12 protein-coding genes are annotated in these 16,104 nt (G+C 55.7%); all 12 read left to right on the top strand.

From position 1 onward, the window contains the following. The 12 genes from M4I36_RS04140 (at nucleotide 1) to M4I36_RS04085 (ending at nucleotide 15,915) form a co-directional block, all read left to right on the top strand. Nucleotides 1-1,659, top strand: a complete 1,659-nt coding sequence (locus tag M4I36_RS04140) for a sigma-54 interaction domain-containing protein (RefSeq protein ID WP_258110433.1) — start codon at nucleotides 1-3, stop codon at nucleotides 1,657-1,659. Between the two features lie 122 nt (nucleotides 1,660-1,781). Further along, complete coding sequence (kdd, locus tag M4I36_RS04135) at nucleotides 1,782-2,873, top strand: L-erythro-3,5-diaminohexanoate dehydrogenase (protein ID WP_258110432.1); 1,092 nt, start codon at nucleotides 1,782-1,784, stop codon at nucleotides 2,871-2,873. Between the two features lie 73 nt (nucleotides 2,874-2,946). Then, nucleotides 2,947-4,239 carry a lysine 2,3-aminomutase gene (gene kamA, locus M4I36_RS04130; RefSeq protein ID WP_374985427.1) on the top strand — a complete coding sequence of 431 codons (1,293 nt, stop codon included), beginning with the start codon at nucleotides 2,947-2,949 and terminating at the stop codon, nucleotides 4,237-4,239. A gap of 10 nt (nucleotides 4,240-4,249) precedes the next feature. Then, nucleotides 4,250-5,374: a lysine 5,6-aminomutase reactivase subunit KamB gene (kamB, locus tag M4I36_RS04125; RefSeq protein WP_258110430.1), complete on the top strand. Its 1,125-nt coding sequence runs from the start codon at nucleotides 4,250-4,252 to the stop codon at nucleotides 5,372-5,374. A 6-nt stretch (nucleotides 5,375-5,380) separates the two neighbouring features. Next, a complete protein-coding gene (locus M4I36_RS04120; protein ID WP_258110429.1) occupies nucleotides 5,381-7,099 on the top strand; it encodes a MutS-related protein in 1,719 nt (572 codons plus the stop codon). Further along, nucleotides 7,096-8,733 (top strand): lysine 5,6-aminomutase subunit alpha, encoded by a 1,638-nt coding sequence (gene kamD / locus M4I36_RS04115; protein WP_258110428.1) that lies wholly within the window; start codon nucleotides 7,096-7,098, stop codon nucleotides 8,731-8,733. Before M4I36_RS04120 ends, kamD begins: the two co-directional genes overlap by 4 nt. Continuing rightward, complete coding sequence (gene kamE, locus M4I36_RS04110) at nucleotides 8,730-9,581, top strand: lysine 5,6-aminomutase subunit beta (protein ID WP_258110427.1); 852 nt, start codon at nucleotides 8,730-8,732, stop codon at nucleotides 9,579-9,581. Before kamD ends, kamE begins: the two co-directional genes overlap by 4 nt. A 41-nt stretch (nucleotides 9,582-9,622) precedes the next feature. Further along, the gene (locus M4I36_RS04105) at nucleotides 9,623-10,084 is read left to right on the top strand and encodes a hypothetical protein (RefSeq protein WP_258110426.1); all 462 of its coding nucleotides are present in this window, start codon (nucleotides 9,623-9,625) and stop codon (nucleotides 10,082-10,084) included. A gap of 434 nt (nucleotides 10,085-10,518) precedes the next feature. Then, the gene (locus M4I36_RS04100; protein ID WP_258110425.1) at nucleotides 10,519-11,655 is read left to right on the top strand and encodes an NAD(P)/FAD-dependent oxidoreductase; all 1,137 of its coding nucleotides are present in this window, start codon (nucleotides 10,519-10,521) and stop codon (nucleotides 11,653-11,655) included. Nucleotides 11,656-11,828: 173 nt separating this feature from the next. Next, a complete protein-coding gene (locus M4I36_RS04095; protein WP_258110424.1) occupies nucleotides 11,829-13,598 on the top strand; it encodes a spore germination protein in 1,770 nt (589 codons plus the stop codon). Further along, nucleotides 13,595-14,752 (top strand): Ger(x)C family spore germination protein, encoded by a 1,158-nt coding sequence (locus M4I36_RS04090; protein ID WP_258110423.1) that lies wholly within the window; start codon nucleotides 13,595-13,597, stop codon nucleotides 14,750-14,752. Before M4I36_RS04095 ends, M4I36_RS04090 begins: the two co-directional genes overlap by 4 nt. Then, a complete protein-coding gene (locus M4I36_RS04085) occupies nucleotides 14,749-15,915 on the top strand; it encodes a GerAB/ArcD/ProY family transporter (protein WP_258110422.1) in 1,167 nt (388 codons plus the stop codon). The genes M4I36_RS04090 and M4I36_RS04085 overlap by 4 nt, the downstream gene beginning before the upstream one ends. Nucleotides 15,916-16,104 lie beyond the last annotated feature (189 nt).

Raw genomic sequence — 16,104 nt, 5'->3', positions numbered from 1 at the left:
ATGCTGACCAATCCTTCAGAGTGGTTTCCCGCCATCCTCGACACTATGGACGAAGGGATTCACGTGGTCGACGCCCATGGGGTTACAGTGGTCTATAACCGTGCCGCCAGTATGCTCGATGGTGTCGATCCGCGCGACGTCATTGGTCGGCATGTCCTTGAGGCTTTTCCATCACTCGGTGAAGAGACGAGTACGCTCTTGCAGGTTCTGTTCACCGGCCAGGCCATTCATCACCGCGCCCAGACGTTCACCAACATCAAGGGCATGCAAGTCCACACCGTGAATACGACGTTGCCTATTCGGAGGCAGTCTAAAGTCGTCGGTGCGCTCGAAATCAGCAAAGATTTTACGCACGTGAAGGAATTGGCCGACCAACTGTCCGAACTTCAAACGCGAATGGTTGGTGCGCGCAAAAACAAGGCGCAGCCAGTGGCCGCATGTACGTTTGAACAAATTGTCAGCGGTAGCGACGGGATGCAAAGTGCCATCGCGAGAGCGCGGCGCGCGGCGCGCACGGACTCGCCGATTTTGGTCTACGGAGAGACGGGAACGGGTAAGGAGTTGCTTGTCCAGTCCATTCACAATGCCAGTCCTCGCAAGGCTGGACCGTTCATGGCCATCAATTGCGCCGCATTGCCGGCCTCCATTTTGGAAGGACTGCTGTTTGGCACCATCAAAGGTTCTTTTACTGGTGCGGAGACGCGCGCTGGGTGGTTTGAACTTGCCGATACAGGCACTCTGTTTTTAGACGAGGTTCAGTCGCTTCCTCTTGAAGTCCAGGCGAAACTTCTGCGCGTCCTCCAGTCTGGGGAGTTTACGCGCCTTGGCGAAGCAAAACTGCGACAGACTGGAGCACGTGTCGTCGCGGCCATGAATGTCCCTCCGGAAGCCGCGCTAGCGTCAGGCACTCTCCGTGCCGACGTCTACTATCGCCTCAACGTGGTGCGCATTGACATACCCCCGCTGCGCGAACGCGGCGCAGACATAGACCTCTTAGTTCACCATTTTATCGACAAATGGAATCAACGACTCGGAACGCATGTGGAGAGCGTGCACCCACAGGTGCTTTCCCTGTTCCGTCGCTACCCGTGGCCGGGAAATGTTCGAGAGCTTGAAAATTGCATTGAGGCTGCACTGAATCTCCTCGAGAGCGGTACGCTGCAGATTTCCGACTTGCCGCGCTCGCTGCAGGAAGCGGCAACAAGGCAAGAAACGCAGCAACGCTCTGCCGATAATTCGGCAATGCGAAGTGCTGAAAAATCGGCGAATGCTCAATTGTGGGCACATGAGGTGGATGAAGTTGAGACCGTGTGGAGTGCACTCCTACAAAAAACGGGCTTACAACAACTGTGGAGTCACCTCGATCCACGTTTAGAGAGTGGAGAGCACGAGGAGACAGCTTTGTCTAGAGGGTTGCCGGAAGACGGGCGTGAAGGCGACGCATCTGGGGAACTTGGAGCCCCACTCTGTCCAACGCTGCCGGACGTTCTCGAGAAGGTCGAGCAAGCTATTTTGCAGAAAGCCCTTGAAAAGACAGGCCACAACGTTCAATTAGCCGCACGCAGACTGGGATTGCCGCGTCAGACATTGCAGTATCGACTGGCCCGTAAAGAAACACGGACAGGCGGCGGACAGAGGAGTAGCGGTCGCAAATTGTAGAGGATTTATCCGCGAGCCATGGCGTACACGGTTACAGTAACTGTCCTGTCTAGACGCCATCGAGCTAACACTTGAAAAGTTGGCATGAAAATTGCTGTATATCGTAATAGAGGCCGCTTTCGGTGGCTCTGAAAGGTTTGCCGCCAAAAGGGGGTGCTGATTTGGTTCATTCATCCAATTCCGATGGGTTCGGACTTCGCCGCGTTCTCGAACCAGCGGGCGCTATGCCACAGTCCGCTTGGAAGATTGACAATACGATGGTCTGTGGCCCAGAAGAGTTGTTGCTGGACGTGGAGACACTCAATATCGACTCGGCCTCGTTTCGGCAGATAAAGGAAGAGGTTGGGGAGGCTGCTGATGCGATTGCCCGGCGCATGTTGGAGATTGTCGCAGAGCGTGGAAAGCACCATAATCCAGTCACCGGATCGGGCGGAATGTTGATTGGCCGTGTGGCAGAGGTCGGCGCGGCCCTCGTCGGGAAGACCGAGGCGCAAGTAGGAGACCGCGTGGCGACGCTCGTTTCGCTGTCGCTCACACCCCTTCTGCTGGATGAAATTGTGCACGTGGACGTCAAGAATGGTCAAGTGCGAGTGAAAGGGCAGGCGATTCTCTTTGCAAGTGGCATTTTTGCAAAAATGCCAACTGACCTTGAGGAGAACATTGCGCTCGCCGTCTTCGACGTCTGTGGAGCTCCGGCGCAAACCGCTCGGCTCGTGCATCCCGGACAGTCGGTAGTCCTCTTCGGCGCGGGTGGCAAGTCGGGGCTGACCGTGCTTGCACAAGCTAGGCGGTCGTCGCCGACGGGACGGATTGTGGCTGTGGAGTATGGCGAAGAAGCGTGCCAACGAGTGCGCGAACTGGGCATGGCAGACGTGGTTTTGTCGCTGGATGCCACGCAGCCGGTAGCGGCGTACGAGGCTGTTCGGGAGGCTCTCGGACCAGCGCATGCAGAGGGGGCGCACGTGGTCATCAACTGCGTCAACGTGCCCAAGACCGAGATGGCATGCATTCTCTGTTGTCGCGACCGTGGCGTAGTCTACTTCTTTTCGATGGCGACCTCGTTCACGGCTGCTGCGCTCGGCGCGGAGGGTGTAGGCAAAGACATTGAAATGGTCATCGGCAATGGATATTGCAAGGGCCACGCTGACCATGCACTTCAATTGTTGCGAGAAGAACCCAAATTGCTTGCGTTGTTCCGGCAGAAGTTTGCTTGACATCCCAAGACTGCAAAAGGCCATCGCGCAATCATGAGAACATACATTTATGGGAGGTTATCGCATGAGCATCATGGAGCCAGAAGCCAAGTATCGCTATGGAAAAAAACAGCGCCACTACAAGGAAGTCGAGCTTTGGAAGGATGTTACGGAAGAGCAGTGGAATGACTGGAAATGGCAGCTGACGCATACTGTCAACACGATGGAAGATCTTGCTAAAGTCGTGAACCTGACGGATGACGAAATGGAAGGCGTCAAGCATGTGAAAGAGTCCATTCCGCTCCGCATCACCCCGTACTACGCGATGATGATGGACCCGGACGACCCAAATTGCCCGGTCCGCCTTCAAGCCGTGCCGCTGTCCAATGAGATGCAACGGTCACCGTGGGATATGGAAGATCCGCTTGATGAAGACACCGACGCACCAGTGCTTGGGCTCACGCACCGCTACCCGGACCGCGTGCTCTTCCTCATCACGAATCAATGCTCGATGTACTGCCGTCATTGCACACGCCGCCGTTTCTCCGGTGCTGTCGGCCACGCCGTGCCAAAGCCACAGTTGGATGCAGCGCTCGACTACATTCGCAAAACCCCGACCGTGCGTGACGTGCTTCTGTCCGGCGGCGACGGATTGCTCGTCAATGACCGCATTCTCGAGTACATCATTTCCAGCTTGCGGGACATTCCTCATGTGGAGATCATCCGCATTGGTACGCGCGCTCCGGTCGTGTTTCCGCAGCGGATCACCGACAATCTCTGTAACATTTTGCGCAAATACCACCCGGTTTGGGTGAACACCCATTTCAATCATCCGGATGAAATCACGCCCGAGGCTGCCGAGGCTTGCATGAAACTGGCGGATGCTGGCGTGCCGGTTGGCAATCAGTCGGTACTCATGCGCGGCGTCAATGACTGCGTGCACGTGATGAAGCAACTGTTGCACGACCTCGTGAAAATCCGCGTTCGTCCCTACTATCTCTATCAGTGTGACCTGTCTGAAGGGATTGCTCACTTCCGCACGACGGTCGCCAAAGGTATTGAGATTATGGAGCAGTTGCGCGGACACACGTCTGGGTACGCCATTCCCACGTACGTGGTTGATGCGCCGGGTGGAGGCGGAAAGATTCCCGTTCAGCCTCAGTACATCATCTCTCAAGGTCATGGAAAAATTATTCTGCGCAACTTTGAAGGCGTTATCACCACCTACCATGAGCCAGTCTATGAAGATACGGGTTGCCCGCCTACGTGCACTCACGACCACTCGAAAGACAAAGATGAGTTGATTGGCGTGGCTCGGTTGCTGAACGACGTTCAGCTGTCCCTGGAGCCGAAAGGCTTGGAGCGAGCCGAGCGCAATCATCACTGACGGTGGTCCAATGAAACTTCTTCCACTTTGCGAAGAGCGCGGTCTGCGCCGCATCGCGTTTGTCGGGGCCACGAAGCATGCGGGGAAAACGACGGCGATGAACGCTTTTCTCCGCGAGTTTGCCGCCTCGTCAGAGTCGCAACGGTCGCCCACGTCAACGCAGGCGCACGGTTTCGAGTCGCCGTCGGTGCAACCCTTTCGTGGCGGATCCGCCAGTGACATTGTGAGACCGACCGTCGGCATCTGCAGTATTGGCCTCGACGGCGAGCGTTTGGACGCCATCCTCGGACTCGCCAAACCTCCCGTCGAGGTGGCTGCAGGCACGCTTGTGGCGACGGCGGAACGAGCCATTGCGGCCGCTTCTGCTCCACTCGAGTGGCTCTTTGCCACGGGCATTCACTCGCCGCTCGGTGAAGTGGTCGTGGTGCGGGCCACCGAGTCCACGAACGTCCTCCTCGCAGGTGTGCGCAGTCGGCAGCACGTAGCTACTGTGATGGAGGCGCTGAGGCGCTTTGGCGCAGACTATGTCTTGGTCGATGGTGCGTTCGATCGCGTTGCCGCCGCTGCCCCTGGCCTGGTGGACGCGGTGGTGCTGGCGGTTGGAGCGGTCTCCGGTCGCACTGTGTCAGAGGTTGTCCGCCATGCAGCCTACGTCAGTCAGCGCTTTCTGCTGCCGCCCGCATCTCCCGAGGTGCGCGCTCTCTTTGCCGATGCGGTCGCTTCCGACCACATCGGCATTGCCTATGCTTCAGGCGTCACAAGGCTCTTCCCGCGCGAACAAAGTGCCGAATTCGCGCATGGCCTGTTTGCCGCGAATGAGGCGGATGGGAGTGCAGTGACAGCCGTCTATGTGCCCGGCGCGGTGGGAGACCGCCTTCTTCAGGCGGCCGTTTCCAGTGAACGTCCAGTCACCGTCGTTGTGGCGCATCCGGCCCAACTCTTGGCCGAAGAAAAAGCACTCAGCAGCTACTGGCAAAAAGGTCACACCTTGGTGGTCTGGACGCCGCTTCCGCTTCTCGCCATCGCGGCCAATCCAGTGCACATTCTCGGGCACGCGCTCGACCGCGGTGAGTTGCTGCGGGAGATGTCAGCCGCGTTTCCGAACGTGGCTGTGTACGATGCTCTGGAGGGATGATCCGTTGTGAATACGGCTGGAACACACTCGAACGGTGCGCCATTTTTGGATGCGGCGACGGTGGCGGCACTTCAGTTGCCGGACCTGTGGGAGAATCTACAGCCAGTCACGGCTTACGGACACCGCTGGAAACAACATTTGCGTCCGTATCTGCCGGGACAGGAGGCGCATCTCACGGCAGAACTGGGCCAACTGCGCCGCGATGCACAGTCCATCTCAGAGGCAACTGCAGATAGACATCGCGAGTGGTTGGCAGGCTTGGTGGACATTCATCCAGTGCTAAGCTCCCTGGCAGCCGGATGTAACTCAGTCTCCAGTAAAGAAGCGCTTCTGCTCAAACAGTTCGCGTTGCATTTGCGCCACGGACTGCAGCAGTCGCAGAACCTCTGCGATAGTTCACTCTGGGATATTTCAGTGGATGATGTCGCGGCCGTTCTTCATCCATTTCGCGAGACCGAGGAGCCTGGTTTTTCTGTGGCGCATCTTGCCGACGCAGCCTATCGCCAAGCAGCCGAGCGACTTGCCGAGGCGAGGCGAGCGAGGTGGCAGGCGCTGCAGGCAGAGTCTCAAAAATTCGCGGCCATTCACCCGGCACTGCGCATGCTGGCGAGCGGGGAAGTAGTGCTCTCTCTGCCGGAGGGTCGGGCTGTTGTGCCGGAACTGGAAGTGCGGACAGACCTTGTCAAACAGAGCGAGACGCCGGTCGCGGTCCGCTACGATTCGATTCCTGGACCACACCTCGTGGAGGTCAGTCGCAGGTTCGAGGCGTATGAGGGGCAGCTGGAGGCCGAAGGAGAGCGACTTTTGCAAGCACTGGCAGCGCAGCTACGCCGCGACCTTCTGATTTGGCAGCGCCTGGTCCTTGCAGTGACCGCAATGGACGCACGCCTATCAAAAGTGGTCCTTCTGCATGCCTGGGACGGGTGCGTTCCGGAACTGGGAGAAGCAGACCTTCACGTGGTTGCTGGCGTCCATCCACAGATTCGCCAGCGCTTCTGGCAACAGCGGCAAAAGCAGTGCTTTGTGCCCATCGATTTCGACAGCGATGGAGCCCGGGTGCATGCCATTGCAGGCTCGAATATGGGTGGAAAGACCGTTGCCATGTCTGTCCTGTTGCTCGCACAAATCTTTTTTCAGTATGCTCTGCCCGTTCCGGCGAAGGCGTTTTCGTCTCGGCTGTTTGGTTGCGTTCGTTTCGCGGCTCCGCCTGATACGGATATCCGCCACGGCCTGTCCTCGTTTGGTCAGGAAATCGTGCGTCTGCGCGCGGTCTGGCGCGATGCCACAAGCTATGCGCCTGCACTGATGGCATTCGACGAACCAGGGCGAAGCACCAATCCGCGCGAAGGCGAAGCTCTGGTCATGGGCTTGTTGTCCGCCGCGCAGTCCGCCGAGGATGGGCGCATGGTCCTCTTTGCCACTCACTTTGCACAACCCACTTTGCGCGAAGACATCGCCCATTGGCGCGTCCAAGGATTGCGCGCTCGCACAGACGAGATGCCAGCGAGGAACGAGCAAGCAGCTTTGTCCGAGACCGAGGACGAGGCGCGAATGGCCCTCTTAGAACAGTGGATGGATTACCGTTTGAAACGAAGCCAGCCGGGCGAGTGGCGTGCCGAGGCTGTTCCCATCGCCCGTCTGCTCGGATTGCCAGATGTGATTTTGGAGTACACCGAAGAGTACCTCTCCAGTCATTCCAATGGGGAAGAAGGGACGCACAGATGACTGACAAATTACACTTGGACCCAAACGAGATTGCTCGTGCCCGGACTGCCGCCCGCACCATCGCGGACCAGGTCGACCAGTATATCCGCCAGCGGACCACAGTCGCCGTCGAGCGCACCGTACTGCGCCTGTTTGGCGTGGACGGAGTCAATGAGGAGTATGTGCCGCTTCCGAATGTTGTGGTCGATCACGCTCTCGAACGGGATCTCCTCGCGAACGGCATCACCTATCCGTTTGTGGGGGCGGTGCTGTCCACGGGCCAATCCGTGATGGACGTGGCTATGCAGATTGCCGCTGGTCAGGTCGATCTCGCGGCCATCGACATGCCCCCTCGCGCCGAGATTGAAGCGCACGCCAAGCGTTTGGCGACGGCGGCGCTTGCCGGAATTGCGGCGAACCGCGCGAAGCGCGACGATTACTTGGAGCGACTCGGGGAAGGTGCCAAGCCTTACGTCTACGTGATTGTGGCCACGGGCAACATCTACGAAGACGTGGTTCAAGCGCGCGCGGCGGCGCGCCAGGGTGCAGACATCATTGCCGTCATTCGCAGCACTGGACAGAGTTTGATTGATTACGTGCCGTATGGGGCAACGACGGAAGGTTTTGGTGGAACGTATGCCACTCAAGAGAACTTCCGCATCATGCGCGAAGCGTTGGATGAAGTGGGGGAAGAGGTCGGGCGCTACATTCGCCTCTGCAACTACTGCTCGGGGCTTTGCATGCCCGAAATTGCCGCCATGGGGGCGCTAGAGCGGCTCGATGTCATGCTCAATGACGCGCTCTACGGCATTCTCTTTCGCGATATCAACATGCAGCGGACGCTGGTTGACCAGTCTTTTTCGCGCATGATCAACGCGTTTGCAGGGGTTATCATCAATACGGGAGAAGACAACTATCTGACCACAGCAGATGCGGTCGAAGCGGCTCATACGGTGCTTGCCTCGCAGTTTATTAACGAACAGTTGGCACTGAAGTCGGGTCTGCCACCAGCCCAGATGGGACTCGGGCATGCGTTTGAGATGAACCCTATGCTTGAAGATGGATTTCTCTACGAGTTGGCGCAAGCCCAAATGGCGCGCGAAATCTTTCCGGAGGCTCCGCTCAAGTACATGCCGCCCACAAAGCACATGACGGGAAATATCTTTCGCGGACACATTCAGGACGCCTTGTTCAACATGGTGGGTATCATGACGAATCAAGGCATTCAGCTGCTCGGAATGATGACGGAGCAGATTCACACCCCACTTATCTACGACCGCCATCTGGCGATTGAGAACGCCAAGTACATTTTTAACAACGCGCGCCATCTCGGGGAAGAGCTGGAGTTTCGCGAGAATGGACGGATTGTTCAACGCGCACATCAAGTGCTGCACGAATCGGTGGAACTCCTGGAGAACATGGTTCATCTCGGACTCTTTGAGTCGCTCGCAGCGGGCTTGTTTGCCGATGTAAAACGGTCTGTGACAGGTGGGAAAGGACTCGGTGGCGTGATTATCCGCGGGACTCACTATTTTAATCCCTTTGAACAGAGTCTGCGCGAGCAGCTTGGACTGACTGAGGCCGGAGCTGACACCGCCGCTGGCGCGAACAAAGCGGACTTGGCAAGTCAGACGACGGGGGTGAAGCAAGCATGAGTAGTCTGTCACAGACGAGTCTACCGGGCGGTAGGGACGAAGCCAATCGGCAGCAAATCCTGAATTCGCAGCAGGCGGATTTGTCGTACAAGAGCCGGATTGCCAAAGCGGATTTGACCAACCTGCGCCCGTACGGCGACACGATGGACGATGGGAAAGTTCAACTCAGCTTCAGCCTGCCCGTTTCGGATGGTCCAGAGGCTGTGGAAGCGGCTCGGCAATTGGCCGCAAAAATGGGACTTGCCAATCCGAGTGTCGTGCACCACGAAGACATTGGCGAGAACTTCACTTTTTTTGTGCTCTACGGGAATTGCCAGTATGCGGTCGACTATGCGCACATTCAGGTTCCCAAAGTGGAGACGAGTGTCCTCAGTTTCTATGAGGTGAACGAGTACATTCGGACACACATTGGCCGCAAAGTGACGATTCTTGGTGCCTGTACAGGAACCGATGCGCACACGGTCGGCATTGATGCCATCATGAATATGAAGGGCTATAATGGCGAATATGGGCTGGAGCGATATCCAGAAATGAACGCCATCAATCTCGGCAGCCAAGTCGAGAATGAAGAGTTGGTGAAGCAAGCCATCGCGCTGAAAGCTGATGCGTTGCTGGTCTCCCAAGTGGTGACTCAGAAGGATGTTCACCTCCACAATCTCAGCGCTCTTGTCGACCTACTCGAAGCAGAAGGGTTGCGCGACAAACTGGTGCTTGTGGCGGGGGGCCCGCGCATCACGCATGAATTGGCTCTCGAACTCGGCTATGATGCAGGTTTTGGTCCCGGCACGTTGGCGCCGGATGTGGCTTCTTTTGTGGTTCAGGAGATTGTCCAACGCGGATTGGTATAACGCGTGTCGAACGCGGTGTGGCGAGAGGAGGTGGGGAGTAGGTGATGAAGCGACGTACTGGCTGGGTGGTGTTCATCGCACTACTTGTTGTCGTTGTAGCGGTTGTGACGGTTCATTTCACCTCTCGCCCCCATCTCAGCAAAGTGGCCCAGACGATACAGGCCGAGATGCAGCAGGGGCATCTGGCCCGTGCCAGCTATCGCGGACAAGCGCTCGCAGCGACCCATTTGCCTTCACTGCAGAAACTCCTCGCAGCAGTCCAGTTGCAGCCACCCGTAGGGACCGGCGAGAGCGCCGGCGGATTGACCAATGATTCGGTCGTTGTCACGTACCAGGGGCACGCGCCGTTCGACGTGACGAATGTCGGAGGCATCACGTTTGAGGTTTTTGAAAGTGCTCCGACAACCGTGCACCGCATTCCCATCGCCACGTTCAACAACAACCAACTGGCCATCTGGTGGAGTGAGCATCTGTCCGCAAGTTCTTCCGCTTCAGCGATTTAGAAACTAGCGCAGCATACTTCGCATCCATCCCCGCTGGTTGATAAGTCAAAAGTGCTCCTGAAAAGATACTCCCTCGCCCTCAGCGACAGAGGCGCGCCAAGGCGCGCCCGTTGGTATGCCGTTCCTCAATACGCAGCAGCCCCATAATTCGGGACAATCAGGATGAAGAGGACAAAAATAATCAGGAAGACTACCGCCCAACGCGTGTAACCACCAAAACATTCTCCCATCTAAGGTCACTCCTCTCATCTGCGACATGCCCTACTTTATGTGGGGTAGGAGTCCAGACGGCGCGGTGTCTGTCCCGTCAACGGGAGCACAATTTTCGCCCCTTCCGTCTGCGTGGCACGCGTGAGCTTGAGACGCATAGACTGCTACTGGGCAGCTTGTGTGCAACCAGGGGATGCCCAAGAATGGGACAGAAGGTGCTGCGAATGTCGAGAATCGTTCTTGTGGGTGCCGGGTTTGGCGGGATGGTAGCATGTCACTCTCTGCTCCGTAAACTTCCAGGCCACCATGAGATTCTTTTAATCACTGAGAATAAGCCGTTTTATATGAAAGCAGCCTATCCGATGATCGCATTGGGAGAATTGCGTTTAGAAGATGTTGCTCTGTCCGTAGGCGAGGTGTTTCATCGGTCGCGAGCTCAAATCATCCTTGGCCGTGTCACGCACGTCGACGCAGACGGGAGCAGAGTCATCACGGAGCGTGGAGTGTATCCATACGATTATCTGGTTTTAGCCGTGGGTGTTCGCTATGCGTTTGAAAGAATTCCCGGTTTTGACCGTTATGGGCAGTCCGTCAAAACTCCTGAGCAACTGCTTCATCTTCAGCAGTCGATTCGCCGCTGGGAGGGAGGGCGCCTACTGATTGGCGCCTTAGAGAATTCCTGTGAGGGTCCTGGATTTGAAATGACCTTCAAACTGCATCACGCTTTGAAACGACGACATGTGCTGTCTCGGTCAGAGATACACTTCTTCACCGACAAATCTGAGATATTCCAACCGGGCGGACCCACTGCTCAAGCGTACGTTCAAAACCAAATGAAGGACAGAGGCATTCACACCCACGCGGGCGTCCAGTTGCAGGAATTGAGACATCATGTTGCGCTGTTTGACAACGGGCTCCAGATACCGGCTGATTTTGTATTGGTACTTCCACCTTATGAGGCGCCGCAGTGGATTGCGAACAGCGGCTTGGGCGGTGCGCAAGGGTATATTGCGGTCGATCACGGTCTTCGCTCTCGATTCTTCTCCAATATTTACGCAGTCGGGGACGCCATTGACTGGAAAGGCCCAAAGATGGCTCATAACGCCATGCTCGGCGCAAAAGTGGTTGCGCACAATCTGTGCTATGATATCGGGCTTACAACCTATCGGAAGTCGTTTCATCCAGAGGTCGTCTGCGTCATGGATATGGGCGGAAGGGATGCAGCGTACATTGAGGCGGATACAGAATGGGGTGGGCAGCGTAGTCGCGTGCCCGTCACCGGATCGACAGCCAAGTTCATGAAAGAGTCGTTTATCCGCTATTTTCTTCAAACCAAGGGAGACGTCCGATACATTTTATAAATGCTCTGGCCTTGACTTGACAACGTTTCTCGGTTGAGTCTGTTTCGGGGTTGATTCCATAACAACATCGCGGTCTGTTTTCCCTCGAGAATTCGTCTCTTTCCCATCTGTGCATGAATCGACCAAGGACGTGCATTCTAAGCTCATCTGCATTTTGGATAGGATGAGTTTATATGCCAAAGTTCTTTTCGTCGAGCAAGACCAGAAAGACACGACCGACCCATCCGGTCTCGAGTCGCGATGAGTCGAAAGGTGATTCGGCTCAACCTGGTCAGAGGAGCGGTTCGTCTGAAGCGCGCGATGCGCGAAACGACCACTGGCGGGGGGAGAACAATCCGTCTGCTTTGCAGAGCCGAGGTACAGAGAAAGGACGCGCAGCCACGAAAGCAGACTTGCTGAAGAGTGCGCGTGTACCCAAGTTGAACGGTCATCTACAGGTCTCTAGTGACTGGTTGCAGTCCCGCCTAGGCAGTGATGCCGACTTTGTCGAGCGCAAACTCGTCATTGGCCGGTACCGGGCGGCCTGCTATTTTCTCCGTACGCTTATCGACAAACCGCTTCTCGAGCGCAATATATTGCAGCTCCAACAGCACGCCTATCCACGCAAGAGCTTGCGCCAAATGACCGACTATCTGGTGGAACGGGTCTTGTCTGTGTCTGAAGCTATGTCCATGCACGACTTGCAAGATGTGGAGATGGCTCTCCTCAAAGGATATGTCGTCATTGCCATCGAAGGCTGTCCTGATGTCATTGCCTTTCCGGCCAAAAGTGTCGAGCATCGCTCCCCGGAGCCCCCAATGATGGAGAGTTCGTCGCGGGGCTCGCAAATCAGCTTTGTGGAGTCGCTCGACCTGAACATTGCGCTGGTTCGCGAACTGCTGTCAAACGGTCAACTTCGCGTTCGCCGGGTGACGCTCGGCACACGGTCGCAGCGGGATGTGGCCGTCATTTACTTAGAAGATGTGGCGAATCCGACGCTCATCCAAACCATGTCCGACCGCCTCCAATCCATCAACATCGACCTTATCAGTCAAGGCTCTGCGGTCGAAAATCGGATTGTTGGAGACACATGGACGCTGTTTCCGCTGACGCGAACCAGCACCCGCGTGGACAATGTCATCCGAGAAGTCAATCAAGGGAAAGTCGTGCTGATGGTGGATGGAGACCCGACCTCCATGTTGTTCCCATCCACCATCCACGACTTCTTTCAGACGGAAGAGGACTATGCCCACACTACGTGGGAGGCGACATTCATTCGCTTTCTGCGCATCATTGCGTTTGTTTTTGCCTTGTACTTGCCTTCCCTCTACATTGCATTTGTCGATTTCAATCCAGAATTACTGCCTAAGTTGCTCGGCTTTCAAATTGCCAAATCTCGCGAGTCGGTGCCGTTTCCAGCTGTCGTTGAAGTTGTGACGATGGAGATATTTGTCGAGATTTTGCGCGAAGCGACGCTTCGAATGCCCAAACAAATGGGTCAGACCCTCGGCATTGTCGGCGGTCTGGTGGTCGGCGAAGCCACCGTTCAAGCGGGAATAGTCAGCAATATTTTGATTGTCGTTATCGCTCTGTCTGCCATTAGCGTCTTTGTCACTCCTAGTTACGAATTTTCGACCACCATTCGACTTATGTCGTGGCCGATGATTCTCGGCGCCACCGTTTTCGGACTGTATGGGATTGTGCTCGTGACGATTATCTATCTGTACGAAATCGCCTCGCTCAAGTCGTTTGGCGTGTCTTACATGGCACCGTACAACGGCGAAAATTTGCGCGATGCGTTCATTGACGGCATCATCCGCATCCCGGTCATCTTTGCCAAGCGACGGGCCAGTTATCTGCATCCACTGGACGCCAATGGCGAACAAAGTAGCCCACTGCCAGACCCGTATCCACAATTGGAGAAAAGCCGAAGGCAGCGGCGGCGCCGAGGCTCCTCTTCATGAAACAAAAGCTTCTTCGTTGCCTCCAACTGGTCGGTTGCACCTTGCTCGTCCTCACTCTTCCTGGTTGTTGGGATTACGAGAAAATCAATGAGCGGGCACAGGTCATTGGCATTGCGGTCGATCCCGCTGCAGGCTCCGCCGACCGCTTTCGCTACACTTTCCAAATCCCCAAATTTGGGAGCGGAGACACGAGTGAGCCGAGCCAAGCTGGATCCGGTCCATCCGATGCAGGGCGCAGTCCGAAATTCCAAAATTACACGACGGAGGCGGATGGGCTTATCGATGCTTTGTCCAAAGTGCAATTGGAAAATGACAAGATGTTTTATTTGAGTGACGTGGAAATCATCCTCGTTCCGGAGAAACTTGGTCGGGAGGCAGTTCGGACGCTCGTAGCTGAATGCATGCGCATCCCGGCGCTCGATAAAGAGGCCTTCTTTGCAGTGACGACCTGCCCTGCCTACGAGATGTTTCAAGGTGGAGACGGAGACAAAGCGCCTGCCGATGAGATGGAGCATTGGCTCGGCGGGACCATGCGGCAAGTTGCCTATTCGCCTCGCGTCCACCTATGGCAGTTTTGGCGTGACCTGCGCACGCCAGGCATCGACGCCCACACTGAAGTCGTGCACAAAGTACCGAACGGCTACCGCATTGGTGGGATGATGCTGTACCGCTTTGGTGTGCCTAAACTACAAATTCCACCGAGTGAGTCCCTGTACTTCAATATGCTGACCATCGGCGTCAACCATGTCGGCGTTCCCATCCCCTCCAAACCGCATTCGTTCATTTTAGGGAATATCGCGACAAGCGGGAGACATTGGACCACCCTGAAAGGCGGACAGGCCACGCTGCACGCGCGCGTCGAAATCAAAGGCAAACTCGACCGAAGTCCTGGGGGACGGGAAGAAAGTTTAACAGCCGCAGACCTTGCTAGACTTCAAAATACAGCAAGTGCCTATTTTCAACAACAACTTGCGGACACCATGGAGCAAACTCAAAGGATTGGTTCGGACCCCTATGGATTTGGTGAATGGCTAGTAGATGACCATCCGGAGTTGGAGGGGTTGATTCGCGTGAAATGGCCCATCTTGTACGAGAAGGCCAAAAGGGATATTCGAGTGCGCGTGAAAATTACGCAGAAAGGGACGTTGGTATGACTTCTCGTTCAAACACGTCTCAAATCACTCCCATCGTTTTGTCCGGTTTTCAAGTCACTTGCTTTATCGCGTCCAGTTTCTTGCCGCTCTATTTCTGGGTGTTTCCTCGAATTGCGGTAGACGCGGCCGGGTTTGATGCGCAGTGGTCTGTCCTGCTGTTGCTTCCGGTCGGCATGGTGATTGGATGGCTTCATGCGGAGACCAACCGCCTGTTTCCGGATGTCGCGGGGGCAGATTTGTTGATGGCGGCGTTTGGTAAAGCCGTTGGTTGGGTTGTTGCAGCCACCACACTCTTACTTTATATTTGGTTCGTCAGCCTCAGTCTCACTTTATTCGCCTATACGTTGCGGATGTACTTTCCGAATACCCCTCGACTTGCGATGCTCCTCGGGATGGTCGTGGTCGCTTCGTTTGGTGCATATAAGGGAGTGGAGACTCTGGCGCGCACCGCGAGCGTGGTCTATCCGCTGACGGCAATCTTTGTCGTCTTTACATTTGTTTTTATTATTTTTCAGTCTCCACATCACTGGTTTGTCCATCGTGTGTATCACTTGTCTTCAGTTGGCAAAGGCATTTACATGCTCATCCCGCTGTTTATGGGCTTTAACATCACGGGAATGCTCAGCCCATTTTATACAACAGCCCCACGCCGCTGGTGGTATCCTTTGATTGCCGTCATGATTGGCGGCGTGGTCATGTGGATTATCTTTGCGGCAGTACAGTTGCTTTTTGGCGTACGTGCCATGCAGGACCTCGGCTTTCCGATTCAAGTCATCCTTCAACTCATGCGTTTACGCGGGTGGATTATTGAACGGTTTGGGATTTTTGTGGTCATTTTTGCAACCACGTTCACAACGGTCTTTCTCAGCAATCACATCTGGGGCCTAGCAACCCTCTTGACGAGAGTCTGCCGGCAGCCAGAACAAAAGAATTACTTGTTTCTGTTTCCCGTAGCCGCCGCTATTGCAACCGTCGCCGTACTTTACCCCAATGAGGAAGTCGCATTTTTGCATCTCCGTACTTTTCTGGTTCCGAGCGGATGGTTGTTACTCGTGGTCATGCCGCTGTTGGCGGTGATTCTAGGATACATTCGTCGCGGGTTCAAGCCGGAGTTCCCTGAGTTGACGAAAGCTCCGAGCAACCTCCGCGGCCGCAGTTGGTGAGGCGCCGTATTCGCACTGATTTCGGTCAAGGTAGTTTCGCTCGCCTTGATGATCTTCGGCGTCATCGGATTGAACCTTACGGCTACCCGCAGCGGTTGACGTGCCAACATCACGGGTCTCCATTTCTTTGACAACTTGTCACAATTGCTTCTATACAGACCGAACGGTCGGTAGGTATAATGAACCTAC

This window comes from Alicyclobacillus sp. SP_1, from assembly GCF_024706985.1.
In the GTDB taxonomy this organism is placed as follows: Bacteria; Bacillota; Bacilli; order Alicyclobacillales; family Alicyclobacillaceae; genus Alicyclobacillus_I.
Note: the sequence above shows the minus strand (reverse complement) of the source record. Positions and strands in the feature narration are given on the sequence as shown.